Raw genomic sequence first — 20,910 nt, 5'->3', positions numbered from 1 at the left:
TGATATTTTATTTGTGCTAATTAGTAGTTTATTTGTCACCAAGCAATAACAATTAACAGGAAATTCCGAGTTGAATTGAATCATAGGCTTATCAGCTTTAGAAATCGCATAATGGTAGAGAGTTCGCGGGCTTATTACTGTTTAAATTGTGATGGCAGGCTCATTGATTACAGGTAATTGTGTAAAAAAGGAGCCTACCATTCTAATTATTATTTGCTAATTGGTTACCAGTTATAGTTAACATGCCAATAAAAATTACGACCCTCTTGTGGGACACCGAGTGAAGAAACATATTGGCGGTCGAAAGCATTTTTCATCGTAAGGGTGGTATTCAATCCCTTAACGAATTGATCGGCATGATAATTCACATAGAAATCATGAACTCCATAACCAGCGTATTGAATAATCTCTCTACGATGGCGATCTAGGTTTTCATCAAATTTATGGTCTTTTAGCTTGTATGTACTATCTCCCGTAAATTGAGTTTTTGCTGAAAACTCACCAATCCATCCGATATTGACGCCTGTACTTGCGATAGGAGTTTTGAAATGTGTCGTTAAAGTTTCTGGTCGGATCGAAGAGAGTGAGTAATTTTCAACATCTTCTTTAGCGACTGTGACGTTATGATTGAGGCTGAGTTCAAACCATTGGGATTGATATTTAATAAAGCTATCAAACCCAGTGATGGTGGCTGATGGAACATTGATGTAATAAACCTCTTTTGGGAGCCATGTCCACATAAAATCTCGTCCCACGGCCTTTTTATATACCGCATGGGTAGCAATATAGTTATCAGCTTTGGTCGTAAAGTAGGTACTGCCAATTTGAATGAAATCATTTGCTACAACAAAATCATCAAAACTCAGCTTAAATCCGGCTTCTATGGTCTGATTGGTTTCTGGTTTTAGATCAGGGGATGGTCTGAAAACTGATATTCCGTAGATGGGTATTTTAAAATGTTGAGAATCATTATATAGCTCAGCCATTCGTGGTGCACGGAAGCCCTCCGCATAAGATGAGTGGAGACTTAACCATGAAGTTGGTGTTGCGTTCACAGCAAAGCGAGAGGACCAGTTAGTATGCTGACTTTTATCGAAACCTTCTCGATTCACTTGATATTGGGTAAAGCGTGTTCCCGCAGATAAGGTGATAGGTAAATGCTGTAGGGTCAGGTCACTGATTAGCCAGCCTGACGTATTGGACAGTTCAGTTGGAGGATAGCTAATCGCATATTGATTAGGCGTTTGTTTCTGTTGATAGTGTTCAAAACCACTTTGCATATAATTATATGCCCAACTGGATACTGGAACAGTAAAACTGTTGGAAAATTTTGTTCCATAAGTGTATTGGTTACGAGACTCCTCACCATACTCGTTAGGTTTTTTGATGGCTTTAACTAAATCTAATTGGCTCAAATATAAATCGGTATAATACAGATCCCATTCTGCTTGCCAGTTAAATTTATTCTGTGGTGTAAAACGTTGGTTTATTAGCACATCACGTTGATGACTCTGACGCTGATGAGGTGTATTCGCGTACATCACTTTCTTGGTATCAATGGTTGTAGGTTGTTTTAGGCTAGTACCATCATTGCGATACTCGCGTAGTTGTAATCCAACTTGATAAGCTGGGTTAGCCAGCCAAGAAGTTTTTAACATCCAATTGTGAATTTTTTCATGGTTATCGAAATTTACGGAATCAGGAGAGGCGGTGAAAAATTTTTTACGCTGGCTGTAACTGAATAGACTATCAAAGGTATCTGTTCTCCCCAGTAATGTTGCGCCTGCGTAATAACTATGGTCATTACGATTAATGCCGCTAAATACTCGCCCACCTAAATTTTTCCCAGAAGCTAGCACATCAGCCGCATTCAATGTTTTTAATGAAACAACGCCAGCAAGGGCACCGCTACCATGTTGGACGGAAGATGCACCTTTATGAACATAGACTTTACTGACTAATGAGGGGTCTATGAACGTTGCATCAAACAAACCAGAGTTAAAATCCTGTGTGATATTGTCGATGGTCACTTTAACACCGCGCGAATCATAACCGCGCATTTGAACCCCTTCACCGTAAGTACTGCCCATTCCAGTCACAAAAACACCGGATTGCCCCTTGAGTAAACTCAGCGCAGAGCTTGCAGTTTGATGTTCTGGTGCAGTTGCATCAATTATTTCAATTTGCTCAGCGACAGCCAATTTTTCGTTATTGAGTGGGGGAGATGTGACATGCATGACATCTTGTGTTGCATGAATATTCGCGCTAAATCCGGTGATAGAAATTGCGAGGGTTAAAGTCGATAAAGAGAATTTTTTATTGTATGAATAATCTGCTCTTGATGCAGATGTCGGTGTAAACGCCATTAGGAAATCCTTTCCTGATTGATATGTATGATGCTGGCTGCCTAGATAGTTAAATGTATCGCTGGGTGGCTTGCGGTTAAAAACGAGAATCATTATCAATTGAAACTAAGGGAGATCAAGTAATTTCTAGCTAAAAATAAATAATATAAAAGAATTAATAGCTAATTATTTTTAATGGTGAATTGATTGTTGGTGATATATTCGCGGGGTAACTGCTTGAAGTCACTTTAGCTTTAAAATTAAGCTAAAGTGACCCTATGAACGAGTTTATTTAAAACGTGAATTGACAGCGTTAGCAAGGATTTCAATCAATTGTTCAGTATCTTCCCATCCAAGACAAGGATCAGTAATTGATTGACCGTAAACCAAAGGCTGGTTTTCTTTAATTTGTTGGTTCCCTTCCAGTAGGAAACTTTCTGCCATCACACCGCTAATAACCGTTGAACCCTGTTCAATTTGCTTTGCAATATCTTTGGCTACATCTAACTGACGGCGGTGTATTTTTTGACAATTTCCATGACTAAAATCGACCACTAAATGTTCAGCTAATCCAAATTTATGCAATTTATCGCAGGCTTCTTGAATATATTCTGCTGTATAGTTTGGCTTTTTGCCTCCACGCATGATCACATGACCATGTGGGTTCCCGCTAGTTTGATAAATCGTCATTTGCCCAGTTTTATCTGGTGATAAAAACATATGTTGGGCTTTTGCTGCACGGATTGCATCAATCGCAATATTGATATTACCATCAGTACCATTCTTGAACCCAACAGGGCAGGATAGGGCTGATGCCATTTCGCGATGAATTTGGCTTTCTGTCGTGCGCGCGCCGATAGCTCCCCAACTGATAAGGTCAGCAATATATTGCCCTGTTACCATATCGAGAAATTCGGTAGCCGTTGCCAGTCCTAATTGGTTAACCTCAATTAGTAACTTACGAGCGAGTCGTATCCCTGTATTGACTTGGCACGAGTTATCAAGATGGGGATCGGAGATGAGTCCTTTCCAGCCGACAACCGTTCGCGGCTTCTCAAAATAAGTCCGCATGACGATTTCTAGTCGGTCTTGATATTTTTGACGTAACTGGTTGAGTTTATTTGCATACTCAATTGCAGCGTCGATATCATGAATTGAGCATGGGCCCACGATAACTAACAAGCGAGGGTCTTGACCCGATAAAATATTTTCAATTCTCTTACGTGACGCTGTCACGTTTTCAGCAATCTCTTGTGAAATAGGGAATTCCTCTGCGAGCGTTTGTGGCGTAATTAGGCTGTCCACTCGCTGAGTGCGTAACTCATCTGTTTTATGCATTTCGTTTCTCAAAACTTTAATAGGCTGAGCCATATTAGTGACTAAAGTCACAATAAACGAAAGTGGCTCAAATTCAACCTTCAATCAGGGTTGAATGAATAATTTTTTATATTTTATTCTGCTAAAAAATACGACGTTGTAGCCCCATCGTATCAATCACTTTTGCCGAAATTTCTTCAACAGAGTAGTTTGTGGTATTTAAGTAATTGATTTTATTCTGTCTAAACAAAGCTTCAACTTCTGAAATCTCGATACGACACTGGCGTAAAGAGGCATATCGGCTATTTTCTCGACGTTCTTCACGGATTGCAGCTAATCGCTCAGGGCTGATTGTCAATCCAAATAACTTATGGGTATAAGGACGTAGAGCTATGGGTAACTGTAAATTATCCATATCATCGGCTGTGAATGGATAATTTGCGGCTTGAATGCCAAATTGCATGGCTAAATATAAGCTTGTGGGTGTTTTTCCACAGCGAGAGACACCGATTAAAATCACTTGAGCCTGCTCTAGGTTACGCAATGAAATACCATCATCATGAGCTAAGGTGTATTCAATCGCTGCAATACGGGCATCATACTGATTCATATTCTGCATAGATAAGCCATGGGTACGATTCAACTTTGGTTCAGGCTCTAAACCGACTTCACGTTGGATTGGTGCGACTAAACTTTGCACAATATCCTGACAGAATCCTGAGCTTTGGGTAATTATCTCTCTAACTTGTGGGGATATAATTGAATAGAACACCAGCGGACGCATCTGAGTTTCGGTATAAATTACGTCAATTTTTTGTTTGATTTCTAATGCGCGAGCCTCAGTGGTTACAAACGGTAAAGTATAAGAAATAAAAGATAAAGGAAATTGAGACAATACGGCATGCCCTAACGTTTCAGCGGTTATTGCCGTGCCATCAGAAATAAAAAAAACAGTTCGCTGGGCTTGGTTGACACTCTTATTCATTGGATTTAGCTCGCTCATAAATGATTTCTTTTTATCGTATTTATTGCCAGATTGTTGAAATATTGTAATCGATTAAAGTTTAAAAAATAGTTTATGCGGGGAAGTATAGACATAATTTGAACAATTTTTAGAACAAAAATTTTTTATTCAATGATGGAACGATTCACCAGTCCATCTTCCCATAACGTCTGTGCTAGTCTATTCGCGAGGCGAATTTTCGCCAACGAGATTTTTTACGATTTGTTGTCTGTCACTAAATTGCTATAGAAGGATCGCTTTCAATGTCCACAAATGGCCTTACTCCGTGTAATGTACTTTGGTATAACCAATTAGGGATGAATGATGTTGACCGTGTAGGCGGTAAAAATGCCTCTCTCGGTGAAATGATTACCAACTTATCCGATCTTGGTGTATCCGTACCAAACGGTTTTGCGACAACCGCACAGGCGTTTAATAATTTTCTGGAGCAGAGTGGTGTAAACCAACGTATTTATAACCTGCTAGATGAAACGGATATTGATGATGTGAATCAACTGGCGATTGCCGGTGCTCAGATCCGTCAATGGGTGATTGAGACCCCACTGACGAAAGAGCTAGAACAGGATATCCGTGAGGCCTTTCTTACGTTGTCTGAAGGTGAAGCTGACGCTTCATTCGCTGTTCGCTCATCTGCCACTGCTGAGGATATGCCTGACGCTTCATTTGCAGGGCAACAAGAGACATTCCTCAACGTGCAAGGGATTGATGCTGTACTGGTTGCAATTAAACACGTATTTGCGTCGCTGTTTAATGATCGTGCTATATCTTATCGTGTACACCAAGGTTATGACCATCGTGGGGTAGCCCTCTCTGCTGGTGTGCAAAGAATGGTACGTTCTGATCTGGCGTCCTCGGGCGTTATGTTTACTATCGATACTGAATCTGGTTTCGATCAAGTTGTCTTTATTACCTCTGCTTATGGTCTTGGTGAGATGGTTGTACAAGGCGCTGTCAATCCTGACGAGTTCTACGTACATAAGCCAACATTACAAAATAATAAGCCTGCAATTGTTCGTCGTACTTTAGGCTCTAAAAAATTACAAATGGTGTATGCCGACAGTAAAGAGCACGGTAAACAAGTTAAGATTGAAGATGTACCAGAAGCACTACGCAATCGTTTCTCTTTGACTGATCATGAAGTAGAAGAGTTATCTCGTCAGGCTCTGCAAATTGAAAAACACTATGGTCGTCCAATGGACATCGAGTGGGCAAAAGATGGACATAATGGTCGTCTATATATTGTTCAAGCTCGACCGGAAACCGTTCGTTCAAATCAGCAGGTTATGGAACGCTATCAACTGAAAAATCAAGGGCAGGTTTTAGTTGAAGGACGTGCTATTGGTCATCGTATTGGTGCAGGAAGTGTGAAAGTTATCCATAACTTAAGTGAGATGGATAGAATTCAACCTGGTGATGTATTAGTGACGGACATGACGGATCCTGATTGGGAACCGATCATGAAAAAAGCCGCTGCAATCGTGACTAACCGTGGTGGACGTACTTGCCACGCGGCAATTATTGCTCGTGAGTTGGGGATTCCTGCTGTGGTTGGTTGTGGTGATGCGACTGAACGCCTGAAAGAAGGTCAGGAAGTAACCATTTCATGTTCTGAAGGGGATACAGGGTTTGTGTACGACGGTAAATTAGAGTTTGAAATCCATAGCTCTGAAGTCGACAATATGCCGGACCTGAATGTAAAAATCATGATGAACGTGGGCAACCCTGACCGTGCATTCGACTTTGCTTGTTTACCAAATGAAGGTGTTGGCTTAGCCCGATTAGAATTCATTATCAACCGTATGATCGGTGTTCATCCAAGAGCATTATTAGAGTTTGATGCACAATCACCTGAATTACAGAGCGAAATTCGTAGCATGATGGCGGGGTATGATGACCCTGTTGAGTTCTATATTAGTAAACTGACTGAAGGTATTTCGACGTTAGCGGCTGCATTCTGGCCAAAACGCGTGATTGTCCGTTTATCTGACTTTAAATCTAACGAGTATGCGAATCTCGTTGGGGGGGATGTGTATGAGCCCAAAGAAGAAAACCCTATGTTGGGCTTCCGCGGCGCAGGACGCTATGTGTCAGATAGTTTCCGTGCATGCTTTGCATTAGAGTGTGAAGCAGTTAAACGTGTTCGTAATACTATGGGTCTAACTAACGTTGAAGTGATGATCCCATTCGTACGTACCGTTGCACAAGCCGAGTCTGTGGTTGCTGAATTAGCTAAGCATGATTTGAAACGTGGCGAAAATGGTCTCAAACTCATTATGATGTGTGAAATCCCATCGAATGCGTTACTTGCAGACCAGTTCCTTGAGCACTTTGATGGCTTCTCTATTGGTTCGAATGATATGACTCAGTTAACTCTTGGTCTCGATAGAGACTCGGGCGTGGTATCTGAGCTGTTTGATGAGCGTAATGATGCCGTTAAGGCAATGTTGTCGATGGCAATCAAAGCCGCTAAACGTCAGAACAAATATGTAGGCATTTGTGGTCAAGGTCCTTCAGACCATCAAGATTTTGCACAATGGTTGGTGGATGAAGGGATTGATAGCTTATCATTGAACCCGGATACTGTTGTTCAAACATGGCTAACAATCGCTGAAAATCAATAAGTTAATAATTATATTTTAATTAACTTATCATGGAAGGCCGGTAAATAATTATAATTTACCGGCCTTTTTTATATATAGATTTAGCCTATTACATAAATTGGAATAAACACGTAATAGGTTTGAATTAAGTAATAATTCATAAAAGCTAACTATTATTTCATCAAAATAAAACTATCGTCTCATTATTAGTGTCGGAATTAATATTAAAAATATAATGACAACTTTATTAATCAGATAATACCCTAATTATGTGTAATCACGTATAAAGTGTAATTTGAGAATATAATATAAGTCACGGAGGGGCGCTGGGGTTTAGATAAAAAAAAAGCCTATCATGGGCTGACAGGCAAAGACTACACACAGCAATTCATTGAGTAAACTACGTTTAGTAATATAAAAAACATAGCTAGATATTCATTATCGAAGATATAGTAACAAGATTATAATAAACTGTTATTATACGTTAATCATTAAGAACTCTCTTAATAAAATATTACTTATTGTTCCTAAATGATAATTCATTCGACGAAAAGAATATTAACATAATTAAGAATAAAAACTAACGTAAGAGTGTTAAATATTGTTTCTAAATATTAATGAGAATGAAAGAATAGAAAAGCATGCTCAAAATAGAGCATGCTTTTTTGTAATTAAGTGAAATTTACTTTTTCATTAAAAACTCTTCTTCAAGAAACTTTTCAGTCTCATCTAAACTTTCACTCGGTGGTGCAACTTCATTCATCCATGCCTTCAACAAACTGTAAGAAACGGCGAGTACAACCGGACCAATAAATAAGCCAATCATTCCGAATGATAGGATACCACCAATAACCCCAATTAAAATCAGTACCATTGGAAGATCTGCACCCATCTTAATCAACCAAGGGCGCAGTACGCCATCCATGGTCGCTACGATTGCTGCCCACACACCAAGGATAATGGCCCATGTGGTATCTCCCGTCCAAAATAGCCACAGAACAGACGGTATCATGACGAGTAATGGTCCAATCTGTGCCACGCAGCAGATAAAGATGAGTACCGTTAGGATGGCGGCATAGCTAATCCCCGAAAGCGCTAAGCCAATACCACCAACAATGGCTTGTACTAATGCAGTCACTACAACTCCGAGTGCCACTGCTCGGATGGATTGCGCTGCAAGCACGACCGCAGCATCACCACGGATCCCTGCTAAACGAACTGCAAAATGGCGAATGCCTAAAGTGACGAGTTCACCTTTATAATAAAGCAGACCGCTGAACAGTAGCATCAGCATCAAATGGAAGAGAAAACGGCTAGCACTAATGGCTTGGGTAGCAAACCAACCTGCGGCTTGACCAATGTAAGGTTGAACCTTAGCTAACAGTGCATTACCACCACTAGCAACTAGGCTATGCCATGCGTAATACAGTTTTTCACCAACCATAGGGATCTGATTCAGCCACTCTAAATCGGGTAAAGTAATATTGGCTGGGGACTTAGCAAGTTCAATTAATGGAGCACTATTTTGAATGATACTGCCAATCAGGATACTTGATGGAATAACAAACAGTAAGAAAATCAGCAACACCATTACGACAGATGAGAGCCAACGCTTATTCCATAGTCGAACTTGTAGTTTTAACATAATTGGCCAAGTGGCAATAACCATCATCCCAGCCCATACAAATCCTAAAATAAATGGACTTAATACCCAAAAACAGGTGGCTATCATAAAGATAATGGAGAGCAGTCCAAGGACAAGCTTGGGGAGATCCATGCGTTTTTGCGATTTTTCCATTAATGATTAATCCTTAACAAATGAAAATTCTGTGGTTTTACTGCTTTTACAGGTGAAAATAACGTAATTATTTTTCATGGTTAAAAAAAACAATAGTGTGATATGGTTTTAAGGACAATGTCATCCGCAAATGTACTATCAGTACAGTGGCGCTAGGTCATCGTTCAGCAAACCTTGTGCCTATTGTGCTACTTAAAATAAAGATAGTACATAACGACAAATGCGATACTAAACAACAAGAGTCATGATTAATAATGATCCCGCGTATATCTGAAGCACCACATCTCAGTCAATTAGCCATACAATTTTTGCATGAATTGCAAGAGCAAGGTTTCACCGGTGATAACGGAACCAGTTATGCCGAACGCTTGTCCATGGCTACCGATAACAGTATCTACCAATTATTACCACAAGCCGTTATTTTTCCGCGTTCGAGTGCTGATGTACAAATCATCACGCGTGTAGCCGGGCAGGAAAAATATCGTGAGTTGAGTTTTACACCTCGCGGTGGCGGTACGGGCACGAATGGGCAATCTCTAACAGAAGGGATTGTGGTGGATATGTCCCGCTATATGAATCGAATTTTAGACATTAATCTGGAGCAAGGGTGGGTTAAAGTCGAAGCGGGTGTGATAAAAGACCAGTTAAACCAATACCTCAAACCGTATGGTTATTTTTTCTCCCCAGAATTGTCGACGAGTAACCGTGCGACGCTAGGTGGAATGATCAATACGGATGCATCGGGGCAAGGCTCATTAGTTTATGGTAAGACTTCAGACCATGTGCTGGGTGTTAAAGCCATGGTTTTAGGGGGGGCTTGCCTTGAGACTCGGGCTATGCCGATCGAACTCGCCCAAACGATTGCGTCAGAGGATTCTGTTGAAGGACGGATTTATAAAACTGTTTTAGAACGTTGTTTAGAGCAACGCCCTTTAATCGAAGAAAAATTTCCAAAACTCAATCGATTTTTAACGGGTTATGATTTACGCCACGTTTTCAATGATGACCTAAGTCAGTTTGATCTAACACGGATATTAACAGGCTCTGAGGGCTCCTTAGCTTTTATCACTGAAGCGACATTGGATATTACACCAATACCAAAAGTACGTCGTTTAGTGAATGTAAAATATGACTCTTTTGAATCTGCCTTACGTAATGCCCCATTCATGGTACAAGCGAAAGCGCTATCAGTAGAAACGGTGGATTCAAAGGTTCTTAATCTAGCGAAAGAAGATATTGTTTGGCATTCAGTCAAATCACTTATCACTGACGTCCCTGATAAAGAGATGCTAGGGCTTAATATTGTCGAATTTAGTGGTGATGATGAAGCTGAAATTAATCAGCTCACGGATCATTTATGCTTACGTATCGATGAATTGATGTCCAGTAACCAAGCCGGCATCATTGGCTATCAAATTTGCCATGACCTCGAAGATATTACGCGTATCTATAATATGCGTAAAAAAGCGGTGGGATTATTAGGAAATAGTAAAGGCGCTGCAAAACCAATTCCATTTGTTGAAGATACCTGCGTTCCACCTGAACATTTAGCGGACTATATTGCAGAATTTAGAGCGCTTCTTGATCACCATAAACTGAGCTACGGTATGTTTGGTCACGTTGATGCGGGGGTGTTACACGTTCGTCCAGCATTAGATATGTGTGACCCACAACAAGAAATATTGATGAAGCAAATTTCTGATGAAATTGTTGTGCTTACGGCGAAATATGGTGGGTTATTATGGGGGGAGCACGGTAAAGGCTTCCGAGCACAGTACAGCCCTGAATTTTTTGGCGATGTGTTGTATGGAGAGTTGCGTAAAATTAAAGCAGCATTCGATCCTGATAACCGATTAAATCCTGGGAAAATATGCCCGCCTGAAGGGCTTGATGCGCCAATGAAACAGGTTGATGCCGTTAAGCGTGGGACATTTGATCGACAAATTCCGCTTCAAATACGCCAAGAGTTCCGTGGCGCTATGGACTGTAATGGGAATGGCTTATGCTTTAACTTCGATGTGAAAAGTCAGATGTGCCCATCGATGAAAATAACTCGTCAGCGCATCCATTCCCCTAAAGGACGAGCAACGTTAGTTCGCGAATGGTTGCGTTTATTAGCTGAGCAGGGGGTAACGCCTGACCAGATTGAACGGGGAGTAAAAGATGATTCGCCTTCACTGCGAGGATTGATCGAAAAAACCCGTAACTCTTGGCGAGCAAAAAAGGGTGACTACGATTTTTCTCACGAAGTGAAAGAGTCAATGTCAGGCTGCTTAGCGTGTAAAGCTTGCTCAACCCAGTGCCCAATTAAAATTGATGTGCCATCATTTAGAGCAAAATTTTTAGCGTTATATCACAGCCGTTATTTGCGTCCAATGCGTGACCACGTTGTGGCAAATGTTGAAATGAGCGCACCGTTTATGTCTAGAGCACCGGGGATATTTAACTTTTTCCTTCGTCAGCCTCTCGTGCAAAAATTAAGTGAACACACGATTGGAATGGTGGATTTGCCACTGTTTTCTCAACCCACGTTGAAACAGGAATTATCCGGTCATGCTGCAACCACCGTCACGCTTGAGCAGCTAGAAGGAATGCCTGCATCTGCTCGCGAACAATATGTGCTTGTGGTTCAGGATCCATTTACGAGCTATTACGATGCAAAAGTTGTGGTAGATTTTGTTCGGTTGATCGAAAAATTGGGTTTTAAACCGGTATTACTCCCATTTTCTCCGAATGGTAAAGCGCAACATATTAAAGGTTTTTTAAACCGCTTCGCAAAAACAGCCCGCAAAACGACGGATTTTCTGAATCGAGTTGCAAAACTGCAATTGCCGATGGTCGGTGTCGATCCCGCACTCGTATTGTGTTACCGCGACGAATATCATGAAATTTTAGGCGCAGAACAGTGCCAGTTTACGGTGATGTTAGCTCATGAATGGCTAATAAGCCTGCCAGAACATCGTGATAGCAAATTTGACAATGAGCAACCTTGGTATCTGTTTGGCCATTGTACAGAATCTACCGCGTTACCAAATAGTGCAAATCAATGGACTGCATTATTCGCTCGGTTCGGACAAAAATTGACTAACGTGAGTGTAGGTTGCTGTGGAATGGCAGGCACTTATGGGCATGAAGTGGTTAATCTCGAAAACTCAAAAGGTATCTATAATCTATCGTGGAAGCCGGCAATAGAAAAATTACCCCTAGAACGTTGCTTAAGTTCTGGATACTCTTGTCGTAGCCAAGTAAAACGTATGGAAAAAACGACAATAAAACATCCAATTCAAGCACTACTGGAGATTGTTTCATGATTTGGAAGCGTCAATTTAATTTGCAACAAATGTCAGCAATGGCTAAAGACTGCATGTTAGGGCATTTAGGTATTGAGATTACTGGGTTTGGTGATGATTATCTGGAAGGCACAATGCCCGTTGACCAGCGCACCAAGCAGCCATTCGGTTTACTGCATGGTGGTGCTTCGGTCGTTCTTGCGGAGTCTCTAGGCTCGATTGCGGGATATTTATGTACTGAAGGCGATCAACGTGTTGTCGGGTTGGAAATTAATGCAAACCATGTCCGTGCAGCACGAGATGGAGTTGTAAAAGGGGTTTGTAAACCTATCCACCTTGGTCGTCGCCAACAGGTATGGAATATCGATATATTTAATGAGAAAGGACAACTCTGTTGCACCTCTCGTTTAACCACTGCCGTGTTATTTGAGTAATGATTTTTTGCCCTTAGCATCGTGATGTTGAGGGCAAATTCTATTGACAATATTCATCTTTTATATCAATTCATTAGAACCTATCTATTTAATTAATTCGTTTTAAATCAATTCAGTGTCATACAGCATGACCGATTATTAATTTGTGTTATTTTTATGTACTATTTAATACATAAAAAATATTGTGATATTTTAAATCTATTCCTTAATTATTAATTGGTTAGATATCTATTCGGCGGAAAGTTGGATGAAAAATTACGATCAATCGCTATAACCTCTTAAAACAAATGGTTGAAGTCATATGGGTTATCATTACCATGTCATATATAGAAGAAATCTCCGATAACAGGCTGAAAAACCATGAAAAAAGTGAGGTCAAAATGACTGGCGGTGTAGAGACGTTTTCACTCGATGAAAATCATTGGCAGGGAGTTAGCCTGACGCCTAGTGCGGCAAAACAAATTAAAAAATTAATGGTACAAACTCCAAACAGTAAAGGACTATCCCTTGGCGTAAAACAGTCAGGATGTGCGGGATTTGGCTATGTGTTCGAAATGATAGAAAACCCTACGGATGACCACTTATTATTTGAGTTGGATGGCGCACATCTGTATGTACCGAAACAAGCAATGCCATTTATTGATGGCACAGTGGTGGATTATGTCCAAGAAGGGCTGAATCACATTTTTAAATTCAATAACCCGAAAGCTCAACATGCCTGTGGGTGTGGTGAAAGCTTTGGCGTTTAACTTGTGAAGCTAGATTATGTCTCAGAGCAATGTAGAAGTTGGCGAAGAAGTTCAAAGCTGGCTTGATGAAAAGCGCTATAAAGAAGGCTTTTTTACCCAAGTCGCAACCGATGAAATGGCGAAAGGTTTAAATGAAGATGTGGTTCGCGCTATTTCCGCAAAACGTAATGAACCAGAATGGATGCTTCAATTTCGCCTTGATGCCTTTAATCACTGGAAGGGTATGGAAGAGCCTCATTGGCTAAAAGCAAATTATCCAAACCTTGATTATCAAGATTATAGCTATTATTCAGCTCCGTCTTGTGGTGCGTGTGATGATACTTGTGGCTCACAGTCAGGTGCAACACAAACTACCGGTGCAGTTGAAGAAAATAATTATTTAACTGCGGAAGTGGAAGATGCATTTAAGCAGCTAGGTGTGCCTGTTCGTGAAGGTAGTGCTGTTGCTGTGGATGCTATTTTTGACTCCGTTTCTGTTTCGACGACTTATCGTGGTGATTTAGCAAAACATGGGATTATTTTCTGCTCATTTGGTGAAGCTATCCATGAATATCCAGAATTAGTTCAAAAATACTTGGGTAGTGTAGTCTCCAGCCATGACAATTTCTTTGCTGCATTAAATGCGGCTGTGGCTTCTGATGGCACCTTTGTCTATATCCCCAAAGGGGTTCGTTGCCCAATGGAGTTATCGACCTATTTTCGTATAAATGCGGCGAAAACCGGACAATTCGAGCGTACGATCTTAATTGCGGATGAAGGCAGTTATGTCAGTTATATCGAAGGTTGTTCAGCACCAGTTCGAGATAGCTATCAGCTACATGCTGCGGTAGTCGAAGTCATTATTCATAAAGATGCAGAAGTTAAGTATTCCACGGTACAAAACTGGTTCTCAGGTGGAGACAGTGAAGCTGGTGGAATTTTAAACTTTGTGACTAAGCGTGCGCTCTGTGAAGGTGAAAACTCGAAAATGTCGTGGACACAATCAGAGACTGGCTCAGCAATTACATGGAAATACCCAAGCGTGATCCTCAAAGGGGATAACTCTGTGGGAGAATTTTTCTCTGTAGCACTGACAAACGGTAATCAGCAAGCGGATACTGGAACTAAAATGATCCACATTGGCAAAAATACGCGCTCAACCATTATTTCGAAAGGAATATCTGCGGGTAAAAGCCAGAATAGCTATCGCGGGTTAGTCAAAATTCTGCCAAGTGCACATAACGCTCGTAACTTCACGCAATGTGACTCAATGCTAATTGGCACACAGTGTGGTGCACATACTTTCCCATATGTGGAAGTTAAAAATAATACGGCGCACTTAGAGCATGAAGCGACGACTTCACGTATTGGTGAAGATCAGCTGTTTTACTGCTTGCAGCGTGGTATCAGTGAAGATGATGCTATCTCTATGATCGTTAATGGATTCTGTAAAGATGTTTTCTCAGAACTACCATTAGAGTTTGCCGTTGAGGCACAAAAATTATTGGCTATCAGCTTAGAACACAGTGTGGGCTGATCCTAACAAGTTTAGTTGCGCACTAGCGCTAAAGGCATGTTGATATGTTAAGCATTAAAGATTTACACGTCAGTGTAGAAGGTAATGAAATATTAAAAGGGTTATCGCTGGAAATTAAACCTGGTGAAGTTCACGCGATTATGGGACCTAACGGTTCAGGAAAAAGTACATTATCAGCAACGCTGGCAGGTCGTGAAGATTATGAAATTGACAGCGGCGAAGTCATATTTAATGGTAAGGATTTACTCGCGCTAGATCCTGAAGATCGCGCAGGAGAGGGGATTTTTCTGGCGTTTCAATACCCAGTAGAGATTCCGGGTGTGAGTAACCAATTTTTCTTACAAACCTCGGTTAATGCGGTGCGTGAGTATCGTCAGCAAGAATCTTTAGACCGTTTTGATTTTCAAGATTTTATCGAAGATAAAATTGCGTTGTTAGATATGCCACAAGATTTGCTAACACGCTCAGTCAACGTAGGCTTCTCGGGCGGTGAGAAAAAACGTAACGATATCTTACAAATGGCTGCATTGGAGCCGAAGTTATGCATTTTAGATGAAACAGATTCAGGTTTAGATATTGATGCATTAAAAATTGTTTCTAATGGTGTGAATTCCCTACGTACACCAGAGCGTTCATTTATTATTGTGACGCACTATCAGCGAATTTTAGACTATGTAAAACCAGATTTTGTTCATGTTCTGTATCAAGGGCGAATCATCAAATCCGGTGATTTCAGTTTAGCGAAAAAACTGGAGGAGCAAGGCTATGGCTGGCTTATTGACCAACAGTGATAGAGCAGTAAAAAGTGCTCAAGTCTCTGAGCTTAATCAGCAAGCAATGGCAAACTTTGCTCAACTATTTGAACATCGTTCAGGCGAAAAGTCTCAACATGCGCAAACGCATTGGGAGATTGCAAAATATGTTGGATTGCCTAAATTTCGTCATGAAGATTGGCACTATACTCCGCTAGAAACGGTTCTACGTACTCAGTATCATTTCAGTGATCCAGAGTCGGTACTTAAACCTAATGCCGATATAGCATTAGAAATAGATGCTTACCGGATTACTCTTGTTGATGGGCGCTATAATGCAGAATTAAGCTCCATTGATATGGGGGAATTTCAGGTTACATTGCTGGATAGCCAAGATGTATTGCCAGATGCCGTCAACAGCGAAATTTTTCTTCATCTAACGGAATGTTTGGCACCACAACCGTTATTAATTAATTTAGCGGCGAATAAAGTGGCTTCTAAACCTCTCTATTTACTCAATATTTCGAGTGGTAGTGTGAATTCTCAAGGGACGAATATGAGCCAATATCGTTATCATCTCACCCTTGGAAATAACAGTCAGAGCGAAGTCATTGAACATTTTGTGAGTTTGGATAATCAGCCTCATTTGACGGGAGGGCGTTTAACGGTAGAAATTGGAGATAACGCTCAATTATCTCATTTCAAACTTGTTACAGAGAATCCATCTGCTCAGCATTTTGCGCATAACGACATGATTGTTGGGCGTGATAGCCAAGTGAAAAGCAGTAGTTTTCTATTGGGTGCAGGCTTATTACGTCACCATACCAGTTCACGTCTTGAGGGTGAGAATACGCAGTTTGAGCTCAATAGTTTGGTATTACCACAAGGAACAGAGATAGCGGATACCCGCAGTTATCTTGAGCATAATGCTTGCTATTGTTCTAGCCGCCAATTACATAAAGTCATCGGGATGGACAGCAGTAAAACAGTATTTAATGGGATGATTAAAGTCGCACCGAATGCACTAAAAACTGATGGGCAGATGACAAACAATACATTGTTATTGGGTGAAAAAGCGGAGATAGATACCAAGCCACAATTGGAAATTTACGCGGATGACGTGAAATGTGGACATGGTGCAACGGTCGGACGAATGGATGATGAGCAGTTATTCTATTTGCGTTCGAGGGGAATTAGTCACCAAGCAGCAAAGCAAATGATCATCAATGCCTTCGCTGCAGAACTAACCGAGTCTATTGATATTGCAGGGCTAAAATCGGCCGTAATGGCGAACATTCACCAACGTTTAGCGGGGGGGTAAATCGATGGCTTTTGATGTTGAAACAGTAAGGCAGGATTTTCCTGCCTTAGCACAATCGGTGAACGGGCATCCATTAGTATATTTGGATAGTGCTGCAAGTGTTCAGAAGCCACAACTAGTGGTTGAATGTGAAAGCCAATTTACACTCCATCACTATGCTGCCGTGCATCGTGGCGTTCATACTCTTAGTGCGAATGCGACGACCTTGATGGAAGAGGTTCGCCAAAAAGCAGCGGATTTTCTTCATGCAAAGTCTCAAGATGAAATTATTTTCGTCAAAGGGACTACGGAAGGCATCAACTTAGTTGCTAATAGCTTTGGACGACAGTTTATTAATGACGGTGATAACATTGTTATTACCGAAATGGAGCACCATGCCAATATTGTTCCATGGTTCATGTTGGCAGAAGAGATTGGTTGTGAAATCCGAGTGTTACCTATCTTGGATGATGGGAGCTTAGATCTTTCTCAATTAGATACATTGATTGACCAGCGCACTAAATTACTCAGTTTTACCCACATTTCTAATGTGCTAGGAACGGTAAATCCAGTAAAAAAAATCATCCAACAAGCACGCAGTATTGCCATAGAGAAAGAGGGTGATTTAGCTATTTTAGTGGATGGCGCTCAAGGTGCTATGCACCAAATAGTCGATGTACAAGCTTTGGACTGTGATTTTTATGTGTTTTCGGGGCACAAACTGTATGGCCCGACGGGAATTGGTATCTTATATGGTAAAAAATCACGACTAGAAAAAATGCCACCGTGGGAAGGGGGCGGAGCAATGATCCGGCAGGTCAGTTTCACTACCGGTATTACGTTTGCGGATATCCCATGGAGATTCGAGGCTGGAACACCGAATATTAGTGGTATTATTGGGTTAGGTGCTGCGTTCGATTACCTTAATCAGCTTGGCCTTGCCAATGCATTTGCCCATGAAAAACAGATTATTGAGTATGCATCCGAATTGCTTCAACAGGTTCCTTCACTACGTTTATATGGAAATAATCAGCGTGAGGGCGTGATAGCGTTCAATTTGGGTGAACATCATGCTTATGATATTGGCGCATTTTTAGACAGATATGGCATCGCTATTCGTACCGGACATCATTGTGCTATGCCGCTTATGGAACGCTATAATGTCCCTGCTATGTGTCGTGCATCGGTGGGGGTTTATACACAAAAGCATGATATCGAAGCATTGTATAATGCGCTATTACGTATAAAAAAATTATTAGGTTAACGATTTAATTTACGGTATTTCAAAGGAAGATGTATGTCAGCATTACCCGATGAAGCGAAACTTTTACGCAATTTTGAACGCTGTCAGGATTGGGAAGAACGCTACTTATATATGATTGAACTAGGTGGTCGATTACCGGAGTTATCACTCGACCAAAGAGTTGATGCTAACTTAATTGCAGGTTGCCAGAGTCAAGTCTGGATTGATATGCAAAAACAGGACGATGGCCAAATTTTGCTAGCGGGTGACAGCGATGCTGCAATTGTTAAGGGGCTAGTAGCGATCGTTATCATTTTATTTCAAGGAAAGACGCCTGAGCAAATTCTTGCAATTGATGTAAAAGGCTTTTTCCAAAAATTAGAATTGGAGCAACATCTTACTCCATCTCGTACCCAAGGTCTCAACGGGATGATCAAGTCAATTTTAGCTAGAGCCAACGAACTTCTCTAATTAAATGTGGGAAATTATATGAATTTCCCACACTTTTCATATATTTCCATTCTTGATTTTTAAAAACTAACGCACTGTATTTATTAGATAAATTAAATTTAAATCTTTATGTGATTATTAAATAATGAGCTATTAATTTATTTAAATATTTATTAAGTATTAAAGACTATCAAGATAGTTGCTATTATGAGCGATATTGTTTGAATATTTGTAATAACCTTATTTTCCTTGGAGTAGGTATGAAAAAAGTTTTGACGGCGGTGAGTTTGTTTGTCATGAGCGCAGTGCTGACACCTGCACAGTCCAAAGAATATTTATTGCCAGATAATAATACGCGCTTAATTGGGGAGAATGCCACATACGTAGTGCCTAATGATGGTCGCCCTTTAGAAGCAATAGCGAGTGAGCATGAAATTGGTTTACTTGCGATGCTAGAAGCGAATCCAGGTACTGACCCTTATTTGCCTGAGGCGGGCAAAGAACTGATTATCCCTTCACAAATGTTATTACCATCTACACCAAGAACTGGGGTTGTTATTAATTTAGCCGAATTGCGTTTGTATTATTTCCCAGCAAACAGTAAGAAAGTCATTGTTTATCCTATAGGGATTGGTCAGTTAGGTCGTGATACTCCAGAAATGGTCACGTCAATTAGCCAGCTGATTAAAGATCCAACATGGACACCAACCACAAATATACGTAAACATTATGCTAAACAAGGGATCACTTTACCGGCGGTAGTTCCAGCTGGCCCTGAAAACCCAATGGGGCTGTATGCTTTACGCCTTTCCTATGGTAAAGGGGAGTATTTGATCCATGGAACTAACGCAGATTTCGGGATTGGCATGCGAGTTAGTTCGGGTTGCATTCGTTTACGTCCACATGATATCGAAGCATTATTTAAATCAGTACCGAAAGGAACACGAGTGCAGGTAATTGACCAGCCGGTTAAATACTCAAAAGAAGCCGATGGTAGTTACTATATTGAAGTCCATCAGCCATTATCACGTAAAGAAACGGATGACCCTCAAACGATGCCTATTAAGCTACCGGATGATTTAAAAGCATTCCTAGCAAATGAAGGCATTGATAAAGCGCTGGTGGAGCAAGAGCTAGCGAGACGTTCAGGGATACCTGTACGGGTTAACCGTGACCAGAATATTGACTCAAATCGTCAATATCCGAAGTTAAAACCAATTGAACCATTTAAAATTACCCAGCCACAGCCAGTATTTGAAGGGGCGGTAAAATCATCAATCCCTGCAAAATATCAGTCATCTCAAGGCTAGTAACGAACAATAAACATAGATAGCTACTAAATAAATGAGGGCCTATAAAAATAGGCCCTCATAAAATACTAATTCAGCTTAAAAAGCTTTTCTAGATAACAATCAAATCGAACTTATTTTTTGTAAGTACGGACTTGGTTGTCCAGACGTTGGTTCGCACGAGCTGCTTCTTCTTGTGCAGTCTGTACGTCAGAACGCAGAGACTGAACATCGTTGCTCAGTTGATCAACTTTACCGTTCAGAGTTTGCACGTCTGAAGAGAGTTTCTGCACTTCAGTGCTGTTAGAACAACCCGCCAGTAATGCTGAAGCTAATACGATAGAGCCCAGTACAATTTTAGTACGAATCATTATTTTACCCTCTAGATTGATTTATCTTGAAAATATAAAAGCAAGCAACCAAAAAATAGACTTAAGAGTATTATCTTAAAGCTACCTCTATCCCTTTAAAACAACCTAATGTAAATTAGGGTATGGTACTCACTAAGTCTTATGCTAGTACTTAATTCAGAAATTTGCTAGAAATACTTTGTATTTAGCTGTGATAAAAGGCAAAAAAATTTAAATTAGGGATTGTTTGGGTTGATATTTGAGCATTGAATTATCCTTTTGTGATTGTCTTTTTAAATAATCTAAAAATAGTCGTTAAGGCTTTTTTAATAAAATAAAAATTATTTTACAATAGCATAAAATGTTAAATTTGTAGGGATAACAAAATTAAGGAAATAAAAAAGCCCTACTGCTAATTTAGCAATAGGGCTAATAGAATAACGTTATTAAGTT

Annotated in this window: 15 protein-coding genes and 1 other RNA gene; 10 read left to right on the top strand and 6 right to left on the bottom strand. The window is 40.5% G+C overall.

The features are described 5' to 3' along the window. Positions 1-224 precede the first annotated feature (224 nt). The 3 genes from PROVRUST_RS03285 to ppsR all read right to left on the bottom strand — a co-directional run bounded on the left by PROVRUST_RS03285 (position 225) and on the right by ppsR (position 4,647). Positions 225-2,366, bottom strand: coding sequence for a TonB-dependent receptor domain-containing protein (locus PROVRUST_RS03285; protein ID WP_039854174.1), 2,142 nt, complete (start codon positions 2,364-2,366; stop codon positions 225-227). Positions 2,367-2,633: 267 nt separating this feature from the next. Further along, complete coding sequence (locus tag PROVRUST_RS03280) at positions 2,634-3,683, bottom strand: 3-deoxy-7-phosphoheptulonate synthase (protein ID WP_039854409.1); 1,050 nt, start codon at positions 3,681-3,683, stop codon at positions 2,634-2,636. Between the two features lie 121 nt (positions 3,684-3,804). After that, positions 3,805-4,647, bottom strand: a complete 843-nt coding sequence (gene ppsR / locus PROVRUST_RS03275) for a posphoenolpyruvate synthetase regulatory kinase/phosphorylase PpsR (protein ID WP_172459986.1) — start codon at positions 4,645-4,647, stop codon at positions 3,805-3,807. A gap of 281 nt (positions 4,648-4,928) precedes the next feature. Between ppsR and ppsA the strand changes: the two genes are divergently transcribed. Beyond that, positions 4,929-7,307 carry a phosphoenolpyruvate synthase gene (gene ppsA, locus PROVRUST_RS03270; RefSeq protein WP_006813269.1) on the top strand — a complete coding sequence of 793 codons (2,379 nt, stop codon included), beginning with the start codon at positions 4,929-4,931 and terminating at the stop codon, positions 7,305-7,307. Between the two features lie 317 nt (positions 7,308-7,624). Here ppsA and rprA read toward each other — a convergent pair. After that, an RNA gene (gene rprA, locus PROVRUST_RS19115) (antisense sRNA RprA) lies at positions 7,625-7,725 on the bottom strand. 243 nt (positions 7,726-7,968) lie between these two features. Beyond that, positions 7,969-9,084 carry an AI-2E family transporter YdiK gene (ydiK, locus tag PROVRUST_RS03265; protein WP_006813268.1) on the bottom strand — a complete coding sequence of 372 codons (1,116 nt, stop codon included), beginning with the start codon at positions 9,082-9,084 and terminating at the stop codon, positions 7,969-7,971. Positions 9,085-9,338: 254 nt separating this feature from the next. Here ydiK and ydiJ point away from each other — a divergent pair, with 254 nt between their 5' ends. The 9 genes from ydiJ (at position 9,339) to PROVRUST_RS03220 (ending at position 20,128) form a co-directional block, all read left to right on the top strand. Then, a complete protein-coding gene (gene ydiJ, locus PROVRUST_RS03260; protein ID WP_006813267.1) occupies positions 9,339-12,395 on the top strand; it encodes a D-2-hydroxyglutarate dehydrogenase YdiJ in 3,057 nt (1,018 codons plus the stop codon). Further along, a complete protein-coding gene (menI, locus tag PROVRUST_RS03255) occupies positions 12,392-12,808 on the top strand; it encodes a 1,4-dihydroxy-2-naphthoyl-CoA hydrolase (protein ID WP_006813266.1) in 417 nt (138 codons plus the stop codon). The genes ydiJ and menI overlap by 4 nt, the downstream gene beginning before the upstream one ends. Before the next feature lie 380 nt (positions 12,809-13,188). Further along, on the top strand, positions 13,189-13,557 hold the full coding sequence (sufA, locus tag PROVRUST_RS03250) for a Fe-S cluster assembly scaffold SufA (protein ID WP_039854407.1): 369 nt from the start codon (positions 13,189-13,191) through the stop codon (positions 13,555-13,557). 16 nt (positions 13,558-13,573) lie between these two features. Beyond that, complete coding sequence (gene sufB, locus PROVRUST_RS03245) at positions 13,574-15,073, top strand: Fe-S cluster assembly protein SufB (protein WP_006813264.1); 1,500 nt, start codon at positions 13,574-13,576, stop codon at positions 15,071-15,073. A 44-nt stretch (positions 15,074-15,117) separates the two neighbouring features. Next, entirely contained in the window at positions 15,118-15,864 is a 747-nt protein-coding gene (gene sufC, locus PROVRUST_RS03240; RefSeq protein ID WP_006813263.1) for a Fe-S cluster assembly ATPase SufC, read from the top strand. Then, positions 15,839-17,146 carry a Fe-S cluster assembly protein SufD gene (gene sufD, locus PROVRUST_RS03235; protein ID WP_006813262.1) on the top strand — a complete coding sequence of 436 codons (1,308 nt, stop codon included), beginning with the start codon at positions 15,839-15,841 and terminating at the stop codon, positions 17,144-17,146. The genes sufC and sufD overlap by 26 nt, the downstream gene beginning before the upstream one ends. 4 nt (positions 17,147-17,150) lie before the next feature. Further along, positions 17,151-18,389 carry a cysteine desulfurase SufS gene (sufS, locus tag PROVRUST_RS03230; protein WP_006813261.1) on the top strand — a complete coding sequence of 413 codons (1,239 nt, stop codon included), beginning with the start codon at positions 17,151-17,153 and terminating at the stop codon, positions 18,387-18,389. Between the two features lie 33 nt (positions 18,390-18,422). Next, the gene (gene sufE, locus PROVRUST_RS03225; RefSeq protein WP_006813260.1) at positions 18,423-18,839 is read left to right on the top strand and encodes a cysteine desulfuration protein SufE; all 417 of its coding nucleotides are present in this window, start codon (positions 18,423-18,425) and stop codon (positions 18,837-18,839) included. A 239-nt stretch (positions 18,840-19,078) separates the two neighbouring features. Beyond that, the gene (locus PROVRUST_RS03220; protein WP_006813259.1) at positions 19,079-20,128 is read left to right on the top strand and encodes a L,D-transpeptidase family protein; all 1,050 of its coding nucleotides are present in this window, start codon (positions 19,079-19,081) and stop codon (positions 20,126-20,128) included. Between the two features lie 113 nt (positions 20,129-20,241). Here the strand turns inward: PROVRUST_RS03220 and PROVRUST_RS03215 are convergent, their stop codons facing one another. Beyond that, positions 20,242-20,478: a major outer membrane lipoprotein gene (locus PROVRUST_RS03215; protein ID WP_004263789.1), complete on the bottom strand. Its 237-nt coding sequence runs from the start codon at positions 20,476-20,478 to the stop codon at positions 20,242-20,244. Positions 20,479-20,910: the final 432 nt, after the last annotated feature.

This window comes from Providencia rustigianii DSM 4541 (genome assembly GCF_000156395.1).
Taxonomy (GTDB): domain Bacteria; phylum Pseudomonadota; class Gammaproteobacteria; order Enterobacterales; family Enterobacteriaceae; genus Providencia; species Providencia rustigianii.
This window is presented reverse-complemented; position numbering and strand designations above follow the sequence as displayed.

What these genes read in the sequence shown, in the direction of transcription:
- PROVRUST_RS03285 (WP_039854174.1), bottom strand. Translation starts at nt 2,366, where the DNA reads ATGGCGTTTACACCGACATCTGCATCAAGAGCAGATTATTCATACAAT.
- PROVRUST_RS03280 (WP_039854409.1), bottom strand. Translation starts at nt 3,683, where the DNA reads ATGCATAAAACAGATGAGTTACGCACTCAGCGAGTGGACAGCCTAATT.
- ppsR (WP_172459986.1), bottom strand. Translation starts at nt 4,647, where the DNA reads ATGAATAAGAGTGTCAACCAAGCCCAGCGAACTGTTTTTTTTATTTCT.
- ppsA (WP_006813269.1), top strand. Translation starts at nt 4,929, where the DNA reads ATGTCCACAAATGGCCTTACTCCGTGTAATGTACTTTGGTATAACCAA.
- ydiK (WP_006813268.1), bottom strand. Translation starts at nt 9,084, where the DNA reads ATGGAAAAATCGCAAAAACGCATGGATCTCCCCAAGCTTGTCCTTGGA.
- ydiJ (WP_006813267.1), top strand. Translation starts at nt 9,339, where the DNA reads ATGATCCCGCGTATATCTGAAGCACCACATCTCAGTCAATTAGCCATA.
- menI (WP_006813266.1), top strand. Translation starts at nt 12,392, where the DNA reads ATGATTTGGAAGCGTCAATTTAATTTGCAACAAATGTCAGCAATGGCT.
- sufA (WP_039854407.1), top strand. Translation starts at nt 13,189, where the DNA reads ATGACTGGCGGTGTAGAGACGTTTTCACTCGATGAAAATCATTGGCAG.
- sufB (WP_006813264.1), top strand. Translation starts at nt 13,574, where the DNA reads ATGTCTCAGAGCAATGTAGAAGTTGGCGAAGAAGTTCAAAGCTGGCTT.
- sufC (WP_006813263.1), top strand. Translation starts at nt 15,118, where the DNA reads ATGTTAAGCATTAAAGATTTACACGTCAGTGTAGAAGGTAATGAAATA.
- sufD (WP_006813262.1), top strand. Translation starts at nt 15,839, where the DNA reads ATGGCTGGCTTATTGACCAACAGTGATAGAGCAGTAAAAAGTGCTCAA.
- sufS (WP_006813261.1), top strand. Translation starts at nt 17,151, where the DNA reads ATGGCTTTTGATGTTGAAACAGTAAGGCAGGATTTTCCTGCCTTAGCA.
- sufE (WP_006813260.1), top strand. Translation starts at nt 18,423, where the DNA reads ATGTCAGCATTACCCGATGAAGCGAAACTTTTACGCAATTTTGAACGC.
- PROVRUST_RS03220 (WP_006813259.1), top strand. Translation starts at nt 19,079, where the DNA reads ATGAAAAAAGTTTTGACGGCGGTGAGTTTGTTTGTCATGAGCGCAGTG.
- PROVRUST_RS03215 (WP_004263789.1), bottom strand. Translation starts at nt 20,478, where the DNA reads ATGATTCGTACTAAAATTGTACTGGGCTCTATCGTATTAGCTTCAGCA.